24 protein-coding genes are annotated in these 25850 nt (G+C 37.0%); 11 read left to right on the forward strand and 13 right to left on the reverse strand.

Annotation, left to right across the window (positions count from 1 at the left end):
* Window positions 1-121: 121 nt before the first annotated feature.
* The 4 genes from MED134_RS15315 (at window position 122) to MED134_RS03440 (ending at window position 2109) form a co-directional block, all read left to right on the forward strand.
* Window positions 122-262, forward strand: a complete 141-nt coding sequence (locus tag MED134_RS15315; protein ID WP_021778761.1) for a hypothetical protein — start codon at window positions 122-124, stop codon at window positions 260-262.
* A gap of 391 nt (window positions 263-653) precedes the next feature.
* On the forward strand, window positions 654-1046 hold the full coding sequence (locus tag MED134_RS03430; protein WP_021778760.1) for a hypothetical protein: 393 nt from the start codon (window positions 654-656) through the stop codon (window positions 1044-1046).
* An 81-nt stretch (window positions 1047-1127) separates the two neighbouring features.
* Window positions 1128-1820, forward strand: coding sequence for a hypothetical protein (locus MED134_RS03435; protein WP_021778759.1), 693 nt, complete (start codon window positions 1128-1130; stop codon window positions 1818-1820).
* 79 nt (window positions 1821-1899) lie between these two features.
* The gene (locus MED134_RS03440) at window positions 1900-2109 is read left to right on the forward strand and encodes a hypothetical protein (protein WP_148305627.1); all 210 of its coding nucleotides are present in this window, start codon (window positions 1900-1902) and stop codon (window positions 2107-2109) included.
* Here MED134_RS03440 and MED134_RS03445 read toward each other — a convergent pair whose 3' ends face one another.
* From MED134_RS03445 to MED134_RS03460, 4 genes are all read right to left on the reverse strand, one after another.
* Window positions 2110-3003, reverse strand: coding sequence for a bifunctional 5,10-methylenetetrahydrofolate dehydrogenase/5,10-methenyltetrahydrofolate cyclohydrolase (locus MED134_RS03445; RefSeq protein WP_021778757.1), 894 nt, complete (start codon window positions 3001-3003; stop codon window positions 2110-2112).
* A gap of 78 nt (window positions 3004-3081) precedes the next feature.
* Window positions 3082-4410: a signal recognition particle protein gene (ffh, locus tag MED134_RS03450; RefSeq protein ID WP_021778756.1), complete on the reverse strand. Its 1329-nt coding sequence runs from the start codon at window positions 4408-4410 to the stop codon at window positions 3082-3084.
* 140 nt (window positions 4411-4550) lie between these two features.
* Window positions 4551-5624, reverse strand: coding sequence for a C1 family peptidase (locus MED134_RS03455; RefSeq protein WP_021778755.1), 1074 nt, complete (start codon window positions 5622-5624; stop codon window positions 4551-4553).
* A 185-nt stretch (window positions 5625-5809) separates the two neighbouring features.
* Window positions 5810-6061 carry a type B 50S ribosomal protein L31 gene (locus MED134_RS03460; RefSeq protein ID WP_021778754.1) on the reverse strand — a complete coding sequence of 84 codons (252 nt, stop codon included), beginning with the start codon at window positions 6059-6061 and terminating at the stop codon, window positions 5810-5812.
* Between the two features lie 181 nt (window positions 6062-6242).
* Between MED134_RS03460 and MED134_RS03465 the strand changes: the two genes are divergently transcribed.
* Entirely contained in the window at window positions 6243-6785 is a 543-nt protein-coding gene (locus MED134_RS03465; protein WP_021778753.1) for a DUF4199 domain-containing protein, read from the forward strand.
* A gap of 9 nt (window positions 6786-6794) precedes the next feature.
* The gene (locus MED134_RS03470) at window positions 6795-7736 is read left to right on the forward strand and encodes a glycosyltransferase family 2 protein (RefSeq protein ID WP_021778752.1); all 942 of its coding nucleotides are present in this window, start codon (window positions 6795-6797) and stop codon (window positions 7734-7736) included.
* On the opposite strand, the gene MED134_RS03475 is transcribed toward MED134_RS03470, so the two are convergent.
* Window positions 7731-10379, reverse strand: a complete 2649-nt coding sequence (locus tag MED134_RS03475) for a T9SS type B sorting domain-containing protein (protein ID WP_021778751.1) — start codon at window positions 10377-10379, stop codon at window positions 7731-7733. The two genes, MED134_RS03470 and MED134_RS03475, sit on opposite strands and share 6 nt — an antisense overlap.
* A gap of 94 nt (window positions 10380-10473) precedes the next feature.
* Here MED134_RS03475 and MED134_RS03480 point away from each other — a divergent pair, with 94 nt between their 5' ends.
* Together MED134_RS03480 and MED134_RS03485 are read left to right on the forward strand one after the other, a co-directional pair.
* Window positions 10474-12201: a phospho-sugar mutase gene (locus MED134_RS03480; RefSeq protein WP_021778750.1), complete on the forward strand. Its 1728-nt coding sequence runs from the start codon at window positions 10474-10476 to the stop codon at window positions 12199-12201.
* A 36-nt stretch (window positions 12202-12237) separates the two neighbouring features.
* The gene (locus MED134_RS03485) at window positions 12238-14064 is read left to right on the forward strand and encodes an ABC transporter ATP-binding protein (RefSeq protein WP_021778749.1); all 1827 of its coding nucleotides are present in this window, start codon (window positions 12238-12240) and stop codon (window positions 14062-14064) included.
* 1 nt (window position 14065) lies between these two features.
* On the opposite strand, the gene MED134_RS14655 is transcribed toward MED134_RS03485, so the two are convergent.
* Window positions 14066-14770 carry a hypothetical protein gene (locus MED134_RS14655; protein WP_021778748.1) on the reverse strand — a complete coding sequence of 235 codons (705 nt, stop codon included), beginning with the start codon at window positions 14768-14770 and terminating at the stop codon, window positions 14066-14068.
* A gap of 241 nt (window positions 14771-15011) precedes the next feature.
* Between MED134_RS14655 and MED134_RS03495 the strand changes: the two genes are divergently transcribed.
* Together MED134_RS03495 and MED134_RS03500 are read left to right on the forward strand one after the other, a co-directional pair.
* Window positions 15012-16067, forward strand: coding sequence for a vWA domain-containing protein (locus MED134_RS03495; protein ID WP_021778747.1), 1056 nt, complete (start codon window positions 15012-15014; stop codon window positions 16065-16067).
* 116 nt (window positions 16068-16183) lie between these two features.
* Window positions 16184-16615 carry a hypothetical protein gene (locus MED134_RS03500; RefSeq protein WP_021778746.1) on the forward strand — a complete coding sequence of 144 codons (432 nt, stop codon included), beginning with the start codon at window positions 16184-16186 and terminating at the stop codon, window positions 16613-16615.
* On the opposite strand, the gene MED134_RS03505 is transcribed toward MED134_RS03500, so the two are convergent.
* Both MED134_RS03505 and MED134_RS03510 read right to left on the reverse strand, forming a co-directional pair.
* Complete coding sequence (locus tag MED134_RS03505; RefSeq protein ID WP_021778745.1) at window positions 16605-18155, reverse strand: family 20 glycosylhydrolase; 1551 nt, start codon at window positions 18153-18155, stop codon at window positions 16605-16607. The genes MED134_RS03500 and MED134_RS03505 overlap by 11 nt on opposite strands.
* Window positions 18156-18174: 19 nt before the next feature.
* Window positions 18175-19383, reverse strand: coding sequence for a class I SAM-dependent rRNA methyltransferase (locus MED134_RS03510; RefSeq protein ID WP_021778744.1), 1209 nt, complete (start codon window positions 19381-19383; stop codon window positions 18175-18177).
* Window positions 19384-19456: 73 nt separating this feature from the next.
* Here MED134_RS03510 and MED134_RS03515 point away from each other — a divergent pair, with 73 nt between their 5' ends.
* Complete coding sequence (locus MED134_RS03515) at window positions 19457-20074, forward strand: M15 family metallopeptidase (protein ID WP_038597025.1); 618 nt, start codon at window positions 19457-19459, stop codon at window positions 20072-20074.
* Here MED134_RS03515 and MED134_RS03520 read toward each other — a convergent pair whose 3' ends face one another.
* The 5 genes from MED134_RS03520 to MED134_RS03540 all read right to left on the reverse strand — a co-directional run bounded on the left by MED134_RS03520 (window position 20075) and on the right by MED134_RS03540 (window position 25812).
* On the reverse strand, window positions 20075-22573 hold the full coding sequence (locus MED134_RS03520) for a zinc-dependent metalloprotease (protein WP_021778742.1): 2499 nt from the start codon (window positions 22571-22573) through the stop codon (window positions 20075-20077). It lies immediately after the preceding gene.
* A 105-nt stretch (window positions 22574-22678) separates the two neighbouring features.
* Window positions 22679-23608 (reverse strand): hypothetical protein, encoded by a 930-nt coding sequence (locus MED134_RS03525; RefSeq protein ID WP_021778741.1) that lies wholly within the window; start codon window positions 23606-23608, stop codon window positions 22679-22681.
* A gap of 3 nt (window positions 23609-23611) precedes the next feature.
* On the reverse strand, window positions 23612-24583 hold the full coding sequence (locus MED134_RS03530; protein ID WP_021778740.1) for a hypothetical protein: 972 nt from the start codon (window positions 24581-24583) through the stop codon (window positions 23612-23614).
* A gap of 101 nt (window positions 24584-24684) precedes the next feature.
* Complete coding sequence (locus MED134_RS03535) at window positions 24685-25083, reverse strand: acyl-CoA thioesterase (protein ID WP_021778739.1); 399 nt, start codon at window positions 25081-25083, stop codon at window positions 24685-24687.
* Window positions 25084-25122: 39 nt separating this feature from the next.
* Window positions 25123-25812 (reverse strand): HAD family hydrolase, encoded by a 690-nt coding sequence (locus tag MED134_RS03540; RefSeq protein ID WP_021778738.1) that lies wholly within the window; start codon window positions 25810-25812, stop codon window positions 25123-25125.
* Window positions 25813-25850 lie beyond the last annotated feature (38 nt).

The raw sequence follows: 25850 nt of genomic DNA on the forward strand, positions 1-25850 counted from the left end.
AGTCAAAACGGGTTGCTCAAAAACCAATGTACTTTTAATTTAAGATAATGAATGACAACTTCCTTTTTACATAGAAGTACATTATCAAAAAAAAAACAAGTAACCATTAAAATCAAACATTATGACAAAGAAATTTTTAACACTAGTAGCCGTAGCCATATTTACACTTTCATTTTCTAGCTGTAGAGAAAAAACAACTGGAGAAAAAGTAGGTAATGCTGTTGAAAATGCAGTAGACGATGTTGAGAACGCAGTAGACTAATCATCTATACATATAAACAAAAAGCCTTTCTATAATAAGAAAGGCTTTTTTTATGGTTTAAAATTAGAAAAGGTCTTAGCATATAGTGCTAAGACCTTTTGTTATCCAGAGGAGGGTATAGATAATGATGGCTATTTATTAATCTATTATAAACGAAACCTTATACGCTCAAATAGCATTTACAATTATTATACGATACAAACACCTGTTATGGATCTTACATTAAAAAAAAAATAAAAATTAAATACACTCATTTTAAATAGGTTACAGCGTTTTACTCTTAAAATTCTATAAAACTTGTAAGTGCATTGTAAAACCAGCGTCAAAGAGGTTATTAATAACAAAGCTTCCTAATTGAAGGCTAAAAATCAAAAAAAAAGAAAAAATTGCTATGAAAAAATTAATCTCAATGTTCGTTTTACTTTTATCTGTAACATTTGCAGCACAAGCGCAAGATAAAATGATGAAAGACGCTCCTACTAAAGTTATTGCCCTAGAGCAAACTAAAGGTGAGTTTACTCAAAAACAAATTGTTGTAAATGAGGGAACTTACACCTTCTCTATTGCAAATAACAACGTAGGTACAGATGTAGGGTTTGTTTTAGTACCCAAAGGTAAAGACATTTCAAATCCAGAAAATCACATTAAAACAGCTTATGTAACTGCCGTTGTACCCAACAATACGACAGGTAGCTCAAACGCTACCACACTTAAAAAAGGTGAGTACGTATACTTCTGCCCACTTAACAAAACAGCTACAGATAACGTTCTTATAGTAGAATAAGGTACTCTACAGCTATCAAAGCCCCATACATAATGTATTGGGGCTTTTTTTTGGTTATTTTTGAATCAGATAACTACCACTATGAAAAAATACATCGCATTACTATCTCTTTTTGCTATAACTATAAGTTGTAATGAAAATTCAAAAACAGCAACAGCTACTCAAGATGAAGCAGAAGTAACATTTACTCCCACTACCGAAGCCGAAAAAATTGCCTATGCAAATGGTATAGAAAACTGGGATAACATCACCCAGCTAGACTTTACCTTTAATGTAGATCGCGGTGGTAATACCGTTGCAAAACGTTCTTGGTCTTGGAAACCAAAACAAAATGAAGTCACAATGACCGCTGCCAGCGATACTGTTACTTACAATCGTGCAAGCGTAGACAGCACCTCTATGGCGGCAGACCAAGGTTTTATAAATGACAAATACTGGCTACTAGCACCTTACCAGATATTATGGGATGAAGGGACAACAGTAACTGTAAATGATAGTGTTATGAGTCCGCTTTCGCGAAAGCGTAGTCATAAATTAACCCTACTTTATGGAGATGAAGGTGGTTATACACCAGGAGATGCTTATGATTTTTACTACGGTGATGATTACCGTATCACAGAGTGGGTTTTTAGAAAAGCAAATGCTAGCGAGCCGTCTATGATTACCACTTTTGAGGGTTATGAAGATATAAATGGCTTACAGATTGCTACAGATCATAAAAGTGAAGATGGTAGTTTTAGGCTCTACTTTACAGATGTAAAAGCATACAATTAATATGAGTTTTAATCAAAAAAGCAAAAGCCCAAAGTGGAATCTAATCACCTTGGGCTTTTTTATATTTCTAAGTTCCTTAATGCTATCATACAGCGATTATGGAACGCTACAGAAGTCTTCACAGTCTATTGTTTACATACCTATCATTATAGGCATTGCGACCATTATTATATATGCAATATCTAGACTGTTTACAAAGCGTTACAACTGGATTGTAACGCTACTAGGCATTGCTACTATGCTTATGATTGCTATCCCCATATTTTTTGGGGCAGCAAAGCATAATTAATTATTTACTCTTAGACATTGCTCTGTGACGCTCTCTTGCTAGTAATGTATTTTTAAGTAACATAGCAATAGTCATAGGTCCTACTCCACCAGGTACTGGGGTAATAAAACTAGCTTTCTTACTTACAGCATCAAAATCTACATCACCAGTGATGTAATACCCTCTCTCTCTAGACTCGTCTGGCACACGTGTGATACCTACGTCTATAATTACTGCATCATCTTTTACCATCTCTGCCTTAAGGAAACCAGGGACACCTAATGCGGTGATAATAATATCTGCTTGTGAAGTAATCTGAGTTATATTTTTTGTGTGACTGTGGGTTAATGTCACCGTAGAGTTTCCTGGAAAACCTTTACGCCCCATAAGTATACTCATAGGTCTTCCTACTATATGACTACGACCTATAACCACAGTATGCTTACCCTTAGTCTCTACACCATAACGATCCATAAGTTCTAATATCCCAAATGGTGTTGCAGGTATAAACGTACTCATATCTAGTGACATCTTTCCAAAGTTTGTAGGGTGAAAACCATCTACATCCTTATCTGGATTTACTGCTAATAGTACTTTTTGAGTATTAATTTGTGGTGGTAATGGTAACTGTACGATAAAACCATCTATATCATCATTATCATTAAGTTCTTCAATCTTATCTAGCAACTCTATCTCACTAGTGGTATTAGGCATACGCACCATAGTAGACTCAAAGCCTACACGCTCACAAGCGCGCACTTTGCTACCTACGTAAGTAAGAGAAGCACCATCATTACCTACAATTACTGCAGCAAGGTGAGGCACCTTCTCGTTATTTGCCTTCATCTTATCAACGTCGGCTTTGATTTCGTTTTTAATGTCGTTTGAGGTTTTTTTACCGTCGAGAATTACCATAAGTGACTACTTATTATTTTGATTAGTTAGGTATATAAAAGAGCAAAGGCATCCTTTAAGGATGCCTTTGTCTATAATCTATTTCATTTGATTCATCATCTGCATCATCTTTCGGCCACCGCCGCCTTGCATCATTTTCATCATTTTACTCATTTGGTTAAACTGCTTGAGCAACTGGTTTACTTGTTGTACAGAGGTACCAGATCCTTTTCCTATACGTTTTTTACGACTTGCGTTTATAGTAGAAGGGTTTTCACGTTCTCCTGGTGTCATAGAATGTATAATTGCTTCTATATGTTTAAAAGCGTCGTCATCTATATCTACATCCTTGAGCATTTTTCCGGCACCTGGGATCATACCCATTAGGTCCTTCATATTACCCATTTTCTTTACTTGCTGGATTTGCTTTAAGAAATCGTCAAAACCAAACTGGTTCTTTGCTATCTTCTTTTGAAGCTTTCTAGCTTCTTCCTCATCAAACTGCTCTTGTGCTCTCTCTACTAGTGAGACAACATCTCCCATACCTAAGATACGGTCTGCCATACGAGAAGGATAAAAGACATCTATAGCCTCCATCTTTTCTCCTGTACCTATAAACTTAATAGGTTTATCTACTACAGATTTTATTGAGATTGCTGCTCCACCTCGTGTATCACCATCTAGCTTTGTAAGTATAACTCCGTCAAAGTTAAGAATATCATTAAAGGCTTTTGCTGTGTTTACAGCATCTTGACCTGTCATTGAGTCTACTACAAAGAGTGTCTCTTGTGGTTGTATAGCAGTGTGTACATCTGCTATTTCTTTCATCATTGCTTCATCTACTGCTAGACGACCTGCGGTATCAATGATTACTACGTTGTGACCGTTTGCTTTCGCGAAAGCGATACCATCTTGAGCAATTTTTACAGGGTTCTTCTCATCACGGTCTGAGTATACATCTACCTTAATCTGGTCTCCCACTACGTGTAGCTGGTCTATTGCCGCTGGACGATATACATCACAGGCTACTAGAAGTGGTTTTTTAGTCTTCTTAGTTTTAAGAAAGTTTGCCAGTTTACCAGAGAAGGTTGTTTTACCAGAACCTTGCAGCCCAGACATAAGGATAATAGACGGAGTTGCAGAAAGGTTTATGCCTGCAGCATCACCTCCCATAAGCTCTGTAAGCTCATCCTTTACTATCTTAACCATTAATTGACCCGGTTGAAGAGTCGTTAATACGTCAGATCCTAGTGCCTTTTGTTTTACACGATTTGTAAATTCTTTGGCAGTTTTAAAGTTAACATCTGCATCTATAAGCGCACGACGTACTTCCTTAAGAGTTTCGGCTACATTTACTTCTGTAATGCTTCCGTGTCCTTTTAAGACGTGGAGGGCTTTATCTAACTTATCACTTAAATTATCAAACATAGTTTTCTGGTAGTATGTAAAGGTTGCAAATTTAAGAATTTGAAGCGGTTTTGCACAGATTAACAGATGTAGATTCTATAAAAAAGAACCATAATATTTTACAAGACGGTTAGGTTATCTAAATATATTGTATCCTACGATTAAAGATCTTCTACCACTATTGCTTGACTTATGACTCTAAATGTAGATGATGGATTACTCACATTTTCAAACGCCGCATAATCTATCCATACAAAGCCAGCATCACCCCAATCTTGGCCCCAAGAGTTTACAACCTTAAAAGCATTATATTGATCTGAGTAACCCACGACCAACATACCGTGACAAGCACCGGGAACGCTATAATCTACAATATGTTCTCGATAAGCAGTAAGACCAAAATCATCTATTTCACCAAAATCACTTGTTAAGAATGCAGCGATAAGAATGGGTTTTTGAGTATATATTAATTCTTTCATCTCAAGCACCATATTATTGCCACTTAAATAAAAATAATCTAAAATTTTATAGTCTTGTGCAATTTGATCTTCAGCATCTGTAGGCTGTATAGAACAAGTGTTGTCTTGATATGGAAATAACCCTAAAGAAATGGCTCCCTTATTTTTAAGTATTTCTAAGTTGCTTTCATAACTTGTACCCTCACAAATGCCTTGGGTTATCTGGTTATAAGTATATGAAGGGCTAAATACAATAGATTCATTGATCCCAGTAGTTTCTGCTGCTATGCGTTCTTGAAAAGATTTAAGGTAATAGGTTGTTGCCCAAGATGCACAAGAACCCTGTTGCCCTTGAGTATCTACAGGTGGAAGGTAGGATGATAAATCTTGTTCTTCTGGTAAATCATCTGAGATAGTGAGACTTTCTAAGACTTTATTTGGGTCTATAACATATTCGCCTGTGCTTGTACAATCTGTAGTACCTGTGTAATATATATCGCCTTCTGGCGTGACAAATTCTTCAAGAAAGAAATCTTGATCTGTATCATCTTCATCTTGATTTTCTTCATCCTGATTTTCTTCTTCTTGATCATCGTTAGAATCGTTATCATCACCAGTATTTGGGTCATCGCTCACCTCTTGATCATCTGTAGTATCTTCATTATCTATTTCTTCACTTACATCTTCTATAAAATTAAAGTCGTCTAATTCTTCATTATTACAACTCACTAAAAATAGAAGTAATAAAATTGAGAGGATTATGTGTGATTGTTTCATAAATAAAATTTAATTGATGATTATTGAATGTTTGTTTATATCTATAAGACTGCTATCTACTTATAGGTTGCGTTATTTTTACTAATATCTATAGAAAAATATTATTGTGCTAAATATGTTAATTTTTTGCACAAAAAAAAGCCTCTTTGAATAAAGAGGCTTTTTTATAAATTAAAGTATAAGAATTACTTCTTAAACTTAGCGTATTTGTTTTTGAACTTGTCAATACGTCCAGCTGTATCTACTAGCTTAGCTTTACCAGTGTAGAATGGGTGTGACGTTCTTGAGATTTCAAGTTTGATTAAAGGATACTCAGTTCCTTCTATCTCAATTGTTTCTTTTGTATCTGCAGCAGACTTAGTTAAGAACACCTCATCGTTAGACATATCCTTAAATGCTACTACTCTAAAATTTTCTGGGTGTATTCCTGCTTTCATCTTAATTCAGTGCTTTAATATTCGATTTTTCGAGGTGCAAATTTACATAATTTTTAAAAAACTACAACTATTATTTAAAATAATTCTCACCTATTATACGAAGTTACGATTTTTATAGGCTCGATGTAACGATATTGTATCTTTGTGTACTAACTAGTCATAACCAAACCATCATACTATTATGAAAATTGAAACTACAAACACGACTACTATCAAAGATGTAATGATTAAATTCGGTGTCGTACTTGGTGTAATATCTATACTCTTCAATGTTGTACTTTATGTCACAGATAATTTTCTTGCACCACACTGGTCACTAGGTGTTTTAAACTTTGTGATTACAATCATTATAATCGTAATGGCTCTAAAAGCTTTTAAACAAGGTAATGGTGGCTTTATGAAGCTTGGCCAAGCGATAAAAATTGGACTTGGTGTATCACTTATAGCAGCACTGCTAGGAGGTATATGGATTCTTATACTCACCCAAGTGCTAGAACCTAATTATTCTGAACTTGCGCTAGATGCGACTCGTGATCAAATAATCGAGATGTACCCAGATATGAGTGATGCACAATTAGAACAATCTATTTCTTTTCAAGAGCCTTTCACAAAGATTAGCTTTATGTTACCAGTAGCTATAATGATGTCTCTGTTTTTTGGTTTTATCATATCGCTTATAGCTGGATTAATATTAAAGAAAGAGAACCCACACGCAGACGCTTAGAAAATACATATGCAAATATCTGTTGTTATCCCTCTACTTAATGAGGAAGAATCACTAAATGAATTACACCATTGGATTTCAGAAACCCTGGATTCCAATGGTTTTTCTTATGAAATCATATTTGTAGATGATGGCAGTACAGATGACTCTTGGGAGGTGATAAGTACGCTTTCGCGAAAGCGTAACAACATAAAAGCGATACGTTTTAATCGCAATTTTGGGAAATCGCAAGCGCTACACGCTGGTTTTAAAGCTGCCGAAGGTGATGTAATTATCACAATGGATGCAGACCTTCAAGATAACCCCGAAGAGATCCCTGAGCTCTATAAAATGATTGCAGAACAAAATTATGATCTTGTCTCTGGTTGGAAAAAGAAGCGCTACGACTCTGTAATTGCAAAAAACTTACCTTCAAAACTCTTTAACGCCGCCGCTCGTAAAACAAGTGGTCTTAAACTACACGACTTTAACTGCGGTCTTAAAGCTTATAAAAATGAAGTTATAAAAACGGTGGATGTATATGGTGAGATGCACAGATACATCCCTGTACTGGCAAAAAATGCTGGTTTTTCTAACATAGGTGAGAAGGTTGTACAGCATCAAGCTCGCAAGTATGGGGAGACTAAGTTTGGGATGGAACGTTTTTTAAACGGTTTTCTTGACCTGTTGACTATTTGGTTTTTAGGTAGTTTTGGTAAGCGACCTATGCACCTCTTTGGGGCACTGGGCGTGGTGATGTTTATAGTAGGTTTTGGCTTTGCAGCATATTTAGGTATTGATAAGCTATTCTTAAATAAAGCCGGGAGGCTCATTACACAAAGACCACAGTTTTATATCTCTCTTGTTTCTATGCTTATAGGTATACAACTATTTATAGCTGGTTTTATAGGAGAACTCATCTTACGTACAAAGAGAGAAAAGCAGCGATATCACATAAAAGAAACTCTATAAATCACCTCTTGTTATTAAAGTAAAAAAACCATAAGTAGTTCTTTCTTCATAGGTGATTTTATACCAGTAGGTATTGGTTTCTAGCTTTTTACCGTTGTGGGTACCATCCCATCCTGGTGAGTTACTTGTGAGTGAGGTCATTTGTTTTCCAAATCTATCAAATACCTCTACGGTCAATCCTGGATAATTTTGAGCATTTATAACGTGCCAAGTGTCATTGTAGCCGTCGCTATTAGGCGTGAAGAACTTAGGCGCTCCCCTTACTTCTACCTCTCTTGTAATATAATTACAACCCACCTCATCTCTCACAGCAATTTGATAGATACCGGGAGGCAAATCTGTAAATACATTAGACGTACTAAAAGTACTACCTCCATCTATACTGTAATAAATATTTCCCTCTGCTAGATAAGCATCTATAGTTATTGTATTGCTCTGTAAAAAGTCATTAACGTTAACCTCTACTTGTAACTGAGGTCCTGCTACAACTTCATAATATAGTGAACCACTACAACCTGCAAATAAGGTGACATCTAGTGTATAAACTCCAGCTTCTGTTATAAATAAATCTTTTGTGGTCTCTCCCGTACTCCACTCATACTCCATAAACCCTTCTGGACCTTCTAATATAGTGCCCTCTTCTGTAAAACAAACCACGAGTTCCTGGTTTTCTAAGTCTAGAGGCTCACCTAATGTTATTACAGCTTTACCTATACCTATACACTCATCTGGCTCTCCTAGTCTATAATATAAAATGTTAGGGTTAGTATAATCATACAATATCGACCCCTCCTTTTCATTTGTTTGTAAGCCTGCAAACTCTGGAGTTTCGTAAAGCCTTATGAGAGTGTCAGGATATATCAATGCTATTACATCAATAATATTTGACACTTCTACAACAGCCGAGTTTTCACCTTGAGAGGATACGCACACTGAAACCTCTAAATCCTCAAGCGGATCTCCAGCATCAACACTAAGTGTCACTTCTGTAATTCTGGTACAATCTAGGGTCAGTGCAACACTCGCATAAATTATTTGACCACTGTATAAGTTTGAGTAACTAGTAGCGTTTTCTATTTGGTTTTGAGAAAGCTCAGCGTCAAGTTGAGTTTCAAAAAAACGAAGATTTAAACCTGAAGTATCAGACACATCTTGTACAAAAATAACATCTAACGCCTCAAGTAAATTAAACTGGCTAATACCATCTGGACTGCCATCTACATCACATTGAAACAGCGTTGCCGGAGCAAGTAGCGGTGCAATAACATTTTTTATAATTACACTAAACACTTCTGCTTCTCCTGAAGTATATGTCACCTGTGCAGTCACAGTGAAAGTTCCTACCTCTGAAAAAATATGAATTGGTGTCATATCAACACTGGAGTTTAAAGAACCTGATCCTGGGTCGCCAAAATTCCAAAGTACACTACTAATGCTTTGAGATGAGTTGAGAGTGAAGGAGGTTTCATCACCGCCGCACAATTCCTCATACTCAATAATATTTCTATAGTACATCTCATTAGTAATTGGTAAACCTATTGATGATGAGTTAATCCCTACACCTACAGCCCTAAATTGAAAATTACATTGTTGCCCTACTCTATTAGGTAATGAAATAACAGATAATTTTGCCCCCCCAAGGCTGTGATATAATTTTCCATCAATTGCTAGTTGCAATAATCCTGCTAGATTCACAAATGGACTTGATAGATAATCTGCGAGTTCTATTCGAGATGAAATTATATCTGCTGCCTGTAAATCATATTGAAATACCTTAGAGTTTCCAGTATCTTGTCCCCCATTAATAGGTTCCTTTCCAGTACTATAGAGCACTTGGGAATTTGGAGAGAATGACGCGCCATAGTATACAATATCATCCCCCAGCAATTGTTCATTACTTAAGACTCCTGTATTTTGGTCAAATGAATATAATAATATCTCTCCCATAAGCTCTGGCTCAAAATAAGTATGGCAAATTGCTACTTTAGACCCATCTGGCGAAAACTTTAGAGCACCCCTTATATTATTGTAGTCTGATACATCTGGACCTATATTGGTAACAACAGGACTACCTACACCGCTCACGGTTAACGGGTATGCATAAAACCGATCTTCATAATGCGTTAAAATCCAGTATCCGTCTTGACTCCTCACGGCTGTCAGTTTTTCTGAACCTTCATTAAGAATGTTTATATTTTTTATAACTACTGCACCTTGTCCTCCAGAAGCATTCATATCAACAATAGAATAATTAATTCCTAAACCTTGACCTGTGGCTTGATAATTTTGAACCGCATCTGCCGTGAAAATATAATATCTTGAAGTACTACCTGGCTCTGGTACTATTAACGCCCCATTAGTAGAAGAAAACTGCCCTAGTAAACCCTCGCCATTTGCCAGAATACCATCACTAGCATTATAAACTGTAACTCCGTCTGTATAAAAAAGTAAATTTCCAAATGAATCACACATAGAGGAACTACTCTCTATAGTATTCATCGCATTGCCGTTAAATGACATTGCACAACCCTGCAGAAAATCTAACCCTGCCCCATTACCAAAATGCCACTTTGATGCCTCTAGTTGACTGAACGCAACAGTGGTAAATAACAGAAAAACTAATGTTAGACTTTTAAGTGGCATCTGTCAAATATCAAATCTATTTATGAGAAATTGGTATTTCCCGATAAAAATTAACACAAAACCGTACTTTTGTTACTCTAACAAATAGAATATTATGGTATACCACGATCCTGCAATTTTAGAAAAGGCAAATGCCTGGCTTACTGATACTTTTGATGCACAGACACAACAAAGCATTAAAGATAACATAGCTCATAACCCAGATGAGCTCGCAGATAGTTTTTATAAAAATCTAGAATTTGGTACAGGAGGTATGCGCGGTGTTATGGGCGCAGGAACCAATAGAATTAATAAGTATACCCTAGGTAAAAACACTCAGGGACTCTCAGATTACCTATATACTCAGTTTACAGATGAGCAAATAAGTGTCGCCATAGCTTATGACTGTCGTCACAATAGTAAAGAACTAGCACAAGTTGTAGCAGATGTATTTTCGGCAAATGGCATTAAGGTTTTCTTATTTTCAGACCTGAGACCTACACCAGAGCTTAGCTTTGCTGTGAGACACTTAAACTGTCACTGTGGTATCGTGCTCACTGCGAGTCATAACCCACCAGAGTATAACGGTTATAAAGTATACTGGCAAGATGGAGGACAACTAGTGCCACCACAAGATGCTGCAATAATTAAAACCATAGATGCATTAGACTTTAGTGATATAAAGTTTAAGGGTAATGATGATCTCATAGAACGTATTGACACCACAGTAGATAAAGCTTTTATAGACGCAAGTGTTGCAAAGGTATCTTTTGGTCTTGACAATAAAACCAAAGAAGATTTAGGTATCGTATTTACTTCTTTACACGGGACTTCTATAACTTTAGTACCAGACACGTTAAAGCAGGCTGGTTTTACAAACCTATCTATTGTAAAAGAACAAGAAGTGCCAGATGGTAACTTCCCTACCGTGGTATCTCCTAACCCAGAAGAGACTGCTGCTCTTAAAATGGCTTTAGAGCTAGGAGAAAAAGAAGGAGCAGATATAGTGATAGGTACAGATCCAGATTGTGATCGCCTGGGTATAGCTGTGAGAGGTGATAATGGTAAACTTACCATACTCAACGGTAACCAGACTATGATCTTAATGACAGATTATTTATTAGAACGCTTTCGCGAAAGCGCAAACCAGCACCCACAACCATTTGTAGGGAGTACAATCGTATCTACACCTATGATGGACGTACTTGCTGCCTCTTACGATGTAGAGTGTAAAACTGGACTTACTGGCTTTAAGTGGATAGCAAAAATGATTGAAGACTACCCACAGCAACACTTTATAGGTGGTGGTGAAGAAAGCTTTGGCTTTATGGTAGGTGATTTTGTGAGAGATAAAGACGCCGTAACTGCTACCCTACTCGCTTGTACGATTGCAGCAGAAGCAAAGAAAAATGGACAAACACTGTTTGAAAAACTTAAAACGCTTTACCTAAAGCACGGCTTTTATCAAGAAACGCTTATCTCACTTGTAAAAAAAGGACAATCTGGCGCAGCCGAAATAAAACAAATGCTCAAAGACCTACGCGAGAACCCTATGCAAGAAATAAATGGCAGTAAGGTAACTCGCGTAGAAGACTATCAAGCGTCTACATCACTTGATCTAACCACGGGAAAGACTACTACCATTGACATACCTAAGTCTAACGTACTTATTTATTACACTCAAGATGGTAGTAAAGTAGCTGCTAGACCAAGTGGTACAGAACCCAAAATCAAATTTTATATAAGCGTCCATACTCCGCTTACTACACTAGGAGAGTATGACAGTGTTTCTGCTATACTAGAAAAACGCATTGCTGGTATAAAAACTGCATTAGGGGTTTAAACTTTTTTAGCTTTCGCGAAAGCGCACACATACTTTATGGAATATTTTAAGAAGATTATTTCTTACGCAATGCCTTACAAGGGATATGGGATTCTCAATATCATTTGTAATGTCTTTTATGCATTATTTAGCACCTTAGGATTTGTAGCACTTATACCTATGCTACAGGTCCTTTTTGATAAAACAAAAACAGTTACCGAAAAACCAGAGTGGAACGGCCTCCTCAAAGCAAAAGACTTTATGGAAGACTCTCTGGGGTATTATGTTACAGAAATTGCAAAAGATGATAAAGTGCAAGCCCTCACGCTAATGATAGGCTTTGTGATTGCGGTATTCTTACTCAAAAACCTTTTTGGTTATCTAGCGATGTACTTCATTACCTTTTTAAGAAATGGCGTCTTGATGGATATTAGAAATGCTATGTATGAGAAAATTGTCTCACTACCTGTGGCATACTTTACAGAAAAACGCAAGGGTGACACCATTGCTCGTGTCACATCAGATGTTCAGGAGGTACAGCATTCATTTTTAAGCATACTAGAGCTCATTGTAAGAGAGCCTCTTACCATCACATTTGCGCTGGGAACTATGTTTTTACTCAGCCCGCAGCTGGCAGTATTTGTACTTACATTTATACCTATTATGGGATTTGTAATATCACTTATAGGTAAAAGACTCAAAAGGAAGTCTGACCGTGTGCAACGTGAGCAAGGAGAGATTTTATCAAAACTAGAAGAAACTCTAGGCGGACTCAAAATCATAAAAAGTTTTAATGCCGAAGATCGTTTTCAAAATAGTTTTAACACGAGCACAAAGCGCTTTAATGATTATGCAAACAGTTTAATGCAACGCCAGGCTCTTGCCTCGCCTACAAGTGAGTTTTTAGGAATTGTGGTGATAGGTGTTTTACTTTGGTTTGGTGGTAATATGGTGCTTACAGAAGAAACACTAGATGGCCCTACATTTATCGCATTTATGGGACTCGCTTATGGGATATTAACCCCGGCTAAAGCATTTTCTAAAGCTAGTTACAGTGTAAAACGTGGTAATGCCTCTGCGCAACGTATTCTAGAAATTCTTGAAACAGAAAATACGATTACAAATAAAGACATAACAACACCAGTAGAAGGCTTTGCAAAGGCTATTGCAATTAATAATATTTCATTTAAGTATGAAGAGCAACTAGTACTTAAGAACTTCACACTTAATGTCCCAAAAGGCAAAACAGTTGCACTGGTAGGCCAATCTGGTTCTGGTAAGAGTACCATTGCAAACCTACTTACCCGTTTTTATGATGTTGTGTCTGGTGATATTACAGTAGATGGGGTAGACATACGCGATATGTCTCTTAAAGACTTAAGAAAAAATATAGGTATTGTAACACAAGATGCTATTCTATTTAACGATTCTCTACGCAATAATATGATTGTAGGTAAAGCAACTGCAACAGATGAGGAAATTATAGAATCACTTAAAATTGCAAATGCTTGGGAGTTTGTAAAAGAGCTTCCAGAGGGTCTTGACACTAATATAGGTGATAGTGGTAATAAACTAAGTGGTGGACAAAAGCAGCGACTGTCTATAGCGAGAGCAGTGCTTAAAAATCCGCCTATTATGATACTTGATGAAGCTACCTCTGCTCTTGATACAGAGAGTGAGCGTCTCGTGCAAAAGGCACTAGAAAATATGATGAAGAATCGCACCTCTATTGTGATTGCTCACAGACTCTCAACTATTCAAAATGCAGATGAGATTGTGGTAATGCAAAAAGGTGAAATTGTAGAACAAGGAAAACATCAAGAATTAATAGATCAGAAAGGAATGTACCACAAACTGGTATCTATGCAATCTTTTGAGGAGTAGACTACTCTTCTTTTACAATAATAACGGTAGCGGTAAATCCAGAAGCAAGAAACCAAGAGTTTGACGAGATGACCTGTCGCTCATCATCATACATCACAAACTGTGCAGTATTTGCTCCTACAGAACCTTGGTTTAAAGCCTTTACTTCTATTTTATTAAACCCTTTTACAAGATCAAGATAAAAACCTTGAAACTCTCCTTCTAAAAAGATACGAGGGTGAACCACTGTACCATTAACGCTTACACTCACAAGGTCACCATCTACAGTACCGTGATCACGATATGTAAAGTTTACAAACTTAGAACCACTTTTAAAATCTCCTAGATATTGATCTCTATAATACTCTGGCCTTAACTTTTCTTTATCTTTTGCATTTGAGTTATTCATTTTATTCTCAAGTGCACTAAAGTCTTTTTTTGCAAAATCGTCTCCTTTTATAAGATTGATTTCACGTTTTTCTTTTGCAGCAAAAGGGTCGCTTAACTTTATCTTACTCTTAAAAACAAGAGATCCAGACTGTATCGTGTTATCCTTTTTTGGAGCTGTAGGTGACATAAAAACCTCTGTAGGCACCTCATTGGGTTGTTCTCCTTTTATTTCTATAGAGGCTCTGGGCGCATCTATCTGTGCTGTGGCAGTGGTTGTAACGCATACAAGTAGCAATGCTACAATGAGAGATAACGTTATGGGAGAAAAGGTTTTCAAGGGATGTAATACGTTTTTACAATATGACTTTATGTATTTAGGGTATTACACAAAGTGTGCCATTAGTTACTATTAGTACGCTTTCGCGAAAGCGTAATCACTTTTACCAACATTCAAATATAAAATATTTACAACTCATTAGCCCTTAATTGAGTAGTGAAAAAGATGTATACATTACAGAATGGAAGAAATAAATAGAAAAGTAAGACGTTCTCTAAGCATCAATCCCAAATGAATAATTATGAAATTATACATCGCAATCTTTGCCCTTTTAAGTATTTCAATTTTCACCTCTTGTAGCTCAAGAGACGATGACGGAGGTGGTGATGATAGCATAGCCTGCCTTAACTTAGGCACTCAAGAATTAGATATTACAATTCAAGAATCATACACAACCTTACCCTCTAAGGTTTCTGTGTTTTTTAAAGTAAATGGCACAGATGGAAGCCCTGTGGCCGGATTAACTCCTTCTAACTTTACCATATTTGAACAAGGTCGTAATGATGATTGTTATAATGAGATTTCTAGCTCAGAAGCATCTGCCGCGATATCTCCTAATGCTCAAATATTTTCAAACAACACACTCCTTGTACTTGATTTAAGTAACAGCGTGTTGAGTTCAAGTCTACAAGAATTAAAGCAGGCCTCTACCAGTTTTATTACTAATGTGATGCCAGCCGTACCTACAGAATCTTTTAAAATGGCTATATATTGGTTTGATGGAGAAGATGTACTACACGAGTTACAACCACTCACTACGAGCGCTACTCAACTTCAAGAGGCTATAGATGGCGTTACAGATGATATAAGTAATGACCCTTCTACAGATTTGTATGGAGCGGTAATAAAAGCAGCTACAAATGCCGAAAATATTGTAGAAACCTTAGAAAATGAAGATTTATTTGCAGCTGCATCTGTCGTAATATTTACAGATGGAACAGATCAAGCTGCTAGATATAGTGAGCAAGAAGCACTAGACGCTGTAAGTAACGCCGGAGAAGAAATAAGTTTTTTTACCATAGGTTTAGGCTCAGAAATAGATGAGGAGGTTCTCACAGCTATAGGTAAAACGGGTAGCGCTTTTGCCGAAAATAGTAACGAACTGGAAGCTGTTTTTAATGACATATCAAACGGAGTCGCTGGGCAGGCAAATAGTTTCTATCTTTTTGAATATTGTAGCCCAAAACGTGATGGTAGTGGTGATAATGATCTTATTATACAAGTCATAACTGGTGACAGAGATGGTATTGTTCAAACCTCTTTTGATGCAACAGGGTTCACTAGTGGCTGTGAATAACACAATATTTTACTCATTTATAGTACTTTATCGATAACTTTAAACCTATTATCTATTGACATACTCACTTAAAATCTTTAAATTTAAGATTATTACTAAAGATTTAATTTTGACATATGTTAGTATCCGAATCAAATCTTAATTACGAATTACAAGACATCTACATTCTTGATAACGGCACTTTTTACTTCTTTGATAATTTTATTATCTCAGAAATAAAAGAAGGTGTGTTATTTGACTGGGAGATGGCTCAAGAAATTATTGCTATTGCAGAGTCATACTATGGTGTAGGTCAAAAGGTAGCTTATATTTCTAACAGAGTACATCCATACTCACTTGTTCCTCAAGACTGGCTTAAGTTTTTTAAAGCAAGAAACTCTATTAGTGCATTTGCTGTGGTATCATACAGCCAGCAAGAACGATCTAATATTTTACTAGAACGTTTATTTTTCAAATCAAAAATTAAAAAATTCTTTGATTTAGAAGAAGCTGTAAAATGGGCTATAAGTGAGCAACTAAAGTATGATAATCGCAGAACTACTGCTTAAGGGAAGTATGAATAAGTGGAGATTTATAGAAATTTATACCTAATATCTCCATTCTAGCATAGTGTTTTTGTAATCTCACTCGGTAATTATCCCAATTATAATTTGCTGGATTACTCCAGCCTAATTCTGCGTGTCCTATAACTCTAGGGAAAGCCAGATACTCAATATCGTCTGATGTTTGTATTGTCTCTGCCCATAATGGTGATTCTAAACCTAGTAATTGCGAGGTATCTATATCCTTAAATATGGAAGACGGCTGCCAGATGTAAGCACTATCTACCTCTACCATACCCGCCCAAGTAAGACCTATGGGAGACAGTTTTGTATATTTCATATCTAAGTACATCTTCTTAGCCGGTGAGAGAATCACTTTTGCCCCTTTATCGATTCCTTTTTGAGCGGTAGCTTCTTTTTGCCAGTGCTGTATTACGTAGGTACTATCTATATTTGCACTTTGTATTTCTTCCCAGCCCACAACACTTTTACCATACTTTTTTACGATAGGAAAAACCTTATTTAAAAATATATTATAGTCCTTTTTTGAAGTAACGTGAGATTCATCACCACCTAGGTGTATATACTCTCCAGGAGTTATTTCTGTTACTTCTCTTATTACATCATCTATAAACTTATACGTGATTTCTTTATCTACACATAGCGTACTAAAGCCTACACGCATACCTCTATAAAGTTTTGTTGCTTTGCCATTGCAATTAAGCTCTGGGTATGATGCAAGAGCTGCATTAGTATGACCTGGCATATCTATTTCGGGAATTACCGTAATATATTTGCTTTGTGCATAAGCCACTATTTCCTTGTAATCTTCTTGTGTGTAAAAGCCTGGGCTCTCATCACGTACAGATGAGCTTCCTCCTATCTCTGTAAGTTTGGGCCAAGATTTAATTTCAATACGCCATCCTTGATCATCTGTAAGGTGCAAGTGTAATTTGTTGAGCTTATAAGACGCCATTTGATCTATGACACGCTTTACTTGGTTTACGGTAAAAAAGTGTCTGGCTACATCAAGCATCATCCCTCTATATGCAAATCTAGGCTCATCTACAATACGTATACCCGGTATAACAAGACTATCCATAGGCTTAGCAGCTATAAGACTGTCTGGAAGTAGCTGGGTTAATGTTTGCACACCTTTAAAAATTCCCGCTTCTGTAGATCCTGCAAGGGCAATTTTATGATGCGTTATGTCTAGCACATAACCCTCTTCAGATTGAATACTATCTGGAGAGACCAGAGAAAATGAGATGACATTTTCTTCTTTCTGGGTGGTTTGTACGGCTTCTTTTAAAAATGGTGTTGTTTTAAAGTACTTTTTAAAATCACTAGCCACATTTCTAACTTCTGTGAGCGTGTCACTTACTATTACTGTTTCTATATCAAAAAGAAAACCATACGCGTGCGCTTTTACCTCATTAGGTATAGGGATAAAATTTACATCTTCTATAGTGGTTTCTACAAGCGGTTTTTCTTCTTTACAAGAAAGTATAGCTATCGATACAAAAAGAACCAGTAGGCAACGCATATGTTTATTTTTAGTGTAATTAATTAAGCCTGTAGTACCCACATTTGAGATAAGCACCTTCTGGAAAACCTATAGGGTGATCTATGTCGTGGTATGTTTTATCTTCTACATTAAAAGTTCTATTAGACTTTCTTATATGTGCCTCACATATATCAAAAAATACCTGAGCCTCCACTCTAGAAGAGCAAGACGCTAGTACCAGTAACCCATTTCTCTTAGTGAGCTGTGCTCCCAGTTGCGCCAGTCTTGCATAACTATTTCTAGCAGTAGGCACTTCTCTCGCACTTTTTGCAAAACTAGGCGGGTCTATCACTACAATATCAAACTGCTGTTGCTCATCTATGAGTTGCTGTAATCCCACAAAAGCATCTATAGCCATCGTTTTATGTGTACCCTTATGCGGGTTTAACTTTCCGTTTTGTACTGCCACTTCTAGCGCCTGTGCGCTTATATCAAGACTCACCACCTCTTTTGCCCCACCAGCAAGCGCGTGTATAGAAAATCCTCCGGCATAACTAAAAACGTCTAGTACACTCTTTCCTCTAGAAAGTTCTCCCACACGCTTACGGTTGTTGCGATGATCTAAAAAGTAACCTGTTTTATGACCATAAATCACATTTGCCGAAAATTTTACACCGTGCTCCACAAAAGTGACAACGTCGTTTTTAAGTACGCCGTGTATCACCTGTCCATCTGCAAGACCGTAAGTATTGCCTTTACCCACATTACGACTCAACCTCAACACCATAGTCTCAGTATGAGAAATAGCTAGTAAATGGAGTAATACCAACTCTAGGTATGGAAACCAGATAGCACTATATACTTTTACTACAATCACGTTATCGTACACATCTGCAATGAGCCCAGGAAAACCATCATTCTCACCAAAAAGAAGTCGATAACTATTAGTATCTGTACGTAAGAGTTTAGCTCTTTTTTTAAAAGCTACTTGAATTTTATCCTTAAAAAATGCTTCATTTGCAGTAGCTGGGGTACTACTTAGTACCTTAAGACGTATGGGTGAATCTGGATCATAAAGAGCGATACCATACACCTTATCTGCCCTGTTATCAAAAAGAATGGCAAGATCTCCAGCTTGTCCTTCCTTATTGAGTTTTGCAATACTATTATCAAAAACCCAAGGGTGCCCTTGTTTAACAAGCTTTTCGGCTCTAGCAGTGAGCTTTACAGCAAGACGTTTGGTTTCAATTTTAGGTAAATCAATCATTAAGGAGCGTTGTATTATTAAAATTACGCTTTCGCGAAAGCGTAAAAAACCAAATTAATCGTAATTTTCCAGTATGAAGATATATCGCACGTTTTTTTTAGTACTATCAGCACTTTTTTTTCTTGCAATGCAAAGCGATCAAGAAAGTCCGCTGGTCAATATAGCCGAATTTGATTCAAAATTTTCATATGATGTGCGCTATGCTACAGATGATAATTTTCTAGAACAAACCGTTTACGACTGTGTGCAATGTCTCCTTATACCGGAGGTTGCAGAGGCGCTCGTTGAGGCAAATAATTACTTTTGCGAGCTAGGGTATATGATACAGCTATATGATTGCTATCGCCCACTCTCTGTACAAAAAAAGATGTGGGAGATTTACCCTAACCCTGGCTACGTAGGTAATCCTTACGGTAGTGGGTCTATACATAACCGTGGTGCAGCGATAGATATGACCATTGTAAAGCTGGATGGTACGCCGCTAGATATGGGTAGTGACTATGACTTTTTTGGAAAAGAAGCTCATATAGACCACCCACATAACGATACCATTACGGCAAATAGAAAACAGTTGTGGTCTGTGATGAAAAAATTTGGCTTTTCACCCATACGCACCGAATGGTGGCACTTTAACTATGACGCAAAAAATTACGGGTTAAAAGTGCTCGACATAGACTTTGACTGTGAGTAATTATTTTGGATCAAGTAATTGATCTATACGAGCAATTGCATCTTCATAATGGTACTTAGTCATTGTATCTACACTTGCATTGCGTGCTGACCTTAATATCTTTTTAAGTTTTTGCAACTCTCCACGTACAAGGGGTCTTACATCTGATGCGCTTATATCATAACGTAAAACTCCCTCAAAACCTGGTCTTCCAGATCTTGATTTTGGCCCTTTATCTGTCATTAAAAATGCCATACGATCTAAGTACGATCGTTGTAAGTTACGACGATAGATATCTACAGAAGCACCTCTTCTTGTCTCAGACCAGATACCAGACCTCAGGTCTGAAAGCATCTCTAGAGCGCTATAATATTCTGTCTGTGTAGTCTCTGCATCTATTAATCTCCCTAGTCTATCAAAACTTAAAAGTCTATTTAAGTATCTAGATTGTGTTCTTCTTATTTTTTCTGCATAACCGGCGTGGTCTATATTTTGTAAGATAGCAGGGTCTACAAGCCAGGTAGGCGTTTCAAAAAGGTTATTCTGTAACCATTGCATAGACTCCTTTTGTGATGCTTCATCTAGGTGCGTGTACACCACGCCTCCCTGTGCAGGAGTTTTGATGTTTTCATATACGCCACCTACGTTAGTCACCACGTGACCTACAAATCTACTATACACCCCTATGAGTTCTCCATAGAGTTCTTCTAGGTCTTGGTAATCGTTTGTTTTGCTAGATGTCCACGATGGTAAGTTTTTTGCTACGTAGCGTAGGTTTTTAATACCATATGTACTTGCCTTTACAGGATCATTACCTATCGCCTCCGTTTGTGATTGTGGGTCAAAGCTACTAGACTGTCTCCCGAATTTATAGATTGGATCTCCTGCTTTTTCCTGAATCCACTGGTTAAGGGTGGCTTTCTCCAATAGTGGTGAGGTAGCATCTGGTATCCATCTATAACCCCAGTTTGTAGCATAGTGATCATAAGGTCCCATCTGTCTCACAAAGCGAATGTTTGTGTCTCCCGGCTGTGCGATATAGTTATAACGAGCATAATCCATAAGACTCGCTGCGATACCATTTTTTTGAGTAAATGCCCCATCACGGTATGACTCTACATTATATGCATAACTTGCCGCCATATTGTGAGGAAAACCAAGTGCGTGGCCTACCTCGTGAGCTATCACCATACGCATCATCTCCCCTATCTCCTCTTCTGGTGTATCTAGTGTGCGTGCGCTTGGGTTTGCCGCTCCAGTCTCTAGTAAATAACGGTTTCTATAACTTCTTAAGTGATTGTGATACCAGATAATGTCACTTTCTATAATCTCCCCGCTACGTGGGTCAGACACGCTAGGGCCTACGGCATTACGAGTTGTACTGGCTACGTAGCGCACTACAGAGTAACGTATATCTTCTGGACTAAACTCTGGATCTTCTTCTGGTGTAGGAGCATCTTTTGCTATAATGGCATTTTTAAAACCTGCTGTTTCAAACGGTTTTTGCCAGTCCTCTATACCTTGTTTTATATACTCCTTAAGTGACTCTGGCGTACCAGGGTCTAAATAATATACAATAGGTTTTACAGGGTCTACAAGTTCTCCTCGCTTATAAGCTTCTATATCACTAGGCTCTAGTCTCCAGCGGCGTATGTATGTTTTTTGATCTGCCTTGAGCGCCTCACTACCGTAATCATATTGCTTTACTGTAAAGAAGCCTACTCTTGGGTCGTACAATCTAGGTTGCATAGGTTGCTCTGGCAGTAATATCATAGACTGGTTTACCTGAAGGCTTATACTTTCTGCAGCCCTCTCTGTAGGCGGCTCTGCCGCATCATATGTAAAGTCTTGTTTTACCTCTATATTTTCTGGAAAACTCTTAACACTGTTTATAAAACTGCGATTTGCATCTAGCTTTTTTACTTTATACTGTTTACGTAAACGACCAGATAGTGCACTTATACCCTTTACATCAGACGAGAACAGCTTTGTTACATTAATAACAGCAGCTGTGGAGTCTTTATCAAAAGTCTTGATGTCAAACGCGTAGAGTGTAGGCTCATAATTATTTACACGTACAGAATTACTTATCGCCTTTGTACTATCTGCTACACTGGCATACGATTTAATTTTAATAAGTATTTTATCTTGAAAGCGCTCCCACTGCACTACTTGCTCATTGGTCTTTGAGCCAGCATTTATATAACCTCCTCCTAATCCATTAGGAATTTGAGCAATACGGGTAACCCACAACATATCTTTGTTAAGCTGTGAGAAAGGAATCTCATAAAAGAACTCATCTTTAACTTTATGTACCTGAAATAATCCAGAATCTGTAACCGCTTCTTTTGTGATTACTTTATTGTATGGTTTAAAACCACTCTTATCTGGCTTTTCTTCTGGAGCCTTCGTTTCAGTCTTATTTTTAGATTTTTTGCGGCGTGTTTTTTTGCCTTGTGCAAAAGAATCTTGTGTTGTAAAAAAAGTAGCTAGTAAACAAAGGAGTAGTATTCTTTTCATCGGTAGTTTATTTCTACTCGAAAATAAGAATTGACCGCTGGGAGTTAATTTAATTTAGATAATATTAACAATTGGGTATTACGCTTTCGCGAAAGCGTAAACATATTATTGCTTTGTAAATCTATAAGTAAACTCTCTCACGTTATTACCTAACTGTCCATCCCACCCCTCATAACCTATCACAATAGTCATATCAAATACAGTGTCATCTATTAAGTTTACTTGTCCAAAGGACGTATCACCTGGCCCTGTAAGAATATGAAAAGTCGAGTCTCTACAAAAGCCGTTATATGATCCATAAATTTTTGGATAAATAGATGTTCCAGCAATAGTAAATTCTACACCCTCTGTAAAGAGTGGCATATAACGTACGTTAGACATACTGGTACTATTTATGGTAATAAAGCCTTCAGAATTTACGCCCGTGTCATCTTGATCACTTATAATTTCGTAAAAGTAGGTGCCTGTAAAATCTGCATCAGGGATGGGTTCTATCACATTAATCACATAACGATATGGGGATTTAAAAAAACAAAAGTCTGTAAGTATAGAAGCAGAGCCACTATCATTACTATAACTACGACCGTCTGTTAAGAAAACTTCTAGCCTTACCTCAAACTGATCTCCTGGTTGTATTGCGTTTAAATCTAGATTATGCGCAGTGACAGTCTCTTCATAGCTCACATTTAATGTGTGCCTAGGTAAACCCACTGGTCCTGTGGTAAAGCTTGAAGCTTCAATATCTTTAAGTATAATCTCTGGAGATGTGTCATTTCCGTTTGACACGTCACGATCTATATACTTTGTATAAACTCGTACAAAGTCTAACAATGCTCCATCTTCTTCATCTTGCTCTTCTACCTCTACTGCAAATGCACTAGTAAGATCTCCTGCTTCAAAATTGTTTTCTATACGATTTATGTTTCTCAACACGGCACCACGTTCTATTTCCTCAGTAACAACCTCTATCGCTTTTTCGTCATCACTACAAGCTGTTAAAATGCCTACTAAGATTATAAAGTATATTTTTTTCATAATTTATTGTTTTGTAAATCTATATCTAGATGGTGCAGTGTTAAATCCACAACCCCCATCAAAGTTAAGGTATCCCTCTACAAACCAGAGTTCAAAAACAGTATCATCTATAATATCTGCACTCCCATTTTCTATATCAGGCCCTAGTAAAATAGGCGCTGTAGAGGTACAATACCCTTCTGGTGAAGACAGCTGGTTTTTACCAAAAACAATCTCATCTCCCACTACATTAAACTCCCATCTTCGTTTTTGCTCTATTCCCCTATGATACCTCCAGTGCCAGGCATAAAATTGCCTTGTGGTATTAGAGCGCCCTTTTGTAATTTCTACCGTATAGCAATCTACAAAGGTTTCTCCATCTGGGGCTGGTCCATCTAGTATAGACTCTACGGCATACACCCCCGTATATGCCGTATCATCTATGGGTGATACTACATTAATAGTATAAAGAAATGGGGAACTATAGAACGTATCATAAGCGATTATTATAGAGCTAGAAGTACCCGTGGTAAAGTTTCTACCATCAGTAAGTTTTAAATTAAGCCTGTATATAAATTGATCTTTTACAGCAACTTCGCTAAGCTGTAAGTCTACAAAGGAAAGTGCCTCTTGAAATGATATATTAAGTTCATATCGAGGTAAACCAAATTCGCCTTCATAAAAATCTGAAGCCGGTATGACATCATATAATACCTCTTGTGTAGAAAGTGCCTCTGTGACCGAAGTATTACCTATGTACTGTATATAAACCTCAACCTCATCTAGCAAGTCTCCATCTTCAAGATCTTGCTCTTCAATTACAACGTGAAAATCGCTTTGTAGATCTGTAATTAAGTAGTCATTATTTATGTACTCCTGCGTTCTTAAAACAGCCCCTCTTGTAATCTCCTCTGCAATAGTTTCGGTAGAGACGACATCTCCCTCATCACAAGATGTGATAATAATAAGTAATACAAGTAGTAATAGTTTTTTCATTTAGTAAAGCATCATTTTGACACAATAAAACTAAACGTAAAATATTCATTTATAGGTGCAACCGATAAGAGTTAACCCATTCTTAAGAAGAATTACCTTCTCTACTCTGTAGATGCACCTAGTCTATTTTTTACATACTCTATTTCTGTCTTACCGTGTGGTTGGGGCTTACCTTCTTCATCTAGTCCTACCATCACAATACGTTCTATAGTAATAATAGTCTCTCGTGTCATTTTATTTCTCACCTCACACTTAAGAGTAACAGATGCTGTCCCAAACTTAGTAGCCTCAAGACCTATCTCAATAATGTCACCTTTTTTTGCGCTTGCGCGAAAATCTATCTCACTCATATACTTTGTGACAGATCGAGGGTTTTCTATCTGAATTATAGTATATAATGCAGCTTCTTCATCTATCCACTCTAACAACCTTCCTCCAAACAAAGTTCCATTTGGGTTTAAGTCTTCTGGTTTAATCCATTTGCGTGTGTGAAAATTCATAGGTTTTTATTTTTATATTTTTAATCTACTCGTATAAAACTAAGATAAAATGGAACTTAAAGACCTAGCATCTTCAAGACTTTTAAAACGCTCGTGAGACACTTCTATATCTACCTGCTCGTGAGCCCAAGTAGTATGAAAAGGAATATGCACCGCATAACTACCTACCTCAAGCACCGGCAACACATCAGACTTTAAAGAGTTCCCAACCATTAAAAATGAAGTAGGGTCTATATCTAGATGTTTTATAAGCTTTAGATAATTTGCCGGTTGTTTATCAGACATTACCTCTATGTGGTGAAAATATTTTGACAGACCAGATTTCTCGAGCTTACGTTCTTGATCTAGTAAATCACCTTTAGTAGCAACTACAAGCTTGTAATGCTTTGATAGCTCCTCTAGCACCTCTTCTATATGCGGTAGTAAGGTAACAGGCGCGTTGAGCATATCCTTACCTAGATCTATAATATCGCCTATAATGGCATTAGAAACTTTCCCATCAGACACCTCTTGCGCACATTCTATTAGTGATAATGTAAAAGGCTTGATACCATAACCATATAGTGCTAGGTTGCGCATCTCCATTTCAAAAAGACGCTTCTGGCAATTATCGTAGTCTATATAATCGCTTAACAGTTCACAAAACGTATGTTCTGCATCTCTAAAGAAAGTTTCGTTTACCCATAGAGTATCGTCTGCATCAAAAGCAATAGTCTTTATATTCTTCATTATTTTACAATCATCTTAGTGACTATAAAAGTACAGAA

Origin of the sequence: Dokdonia sp. MED134, from assembly GCF_000152925.2 — a bacterium.
GTDB lineage: Bacteria > Bacteroidota > Bacteroidia > Flavobacteriales > Flavobacteriaceae > Dokdonia.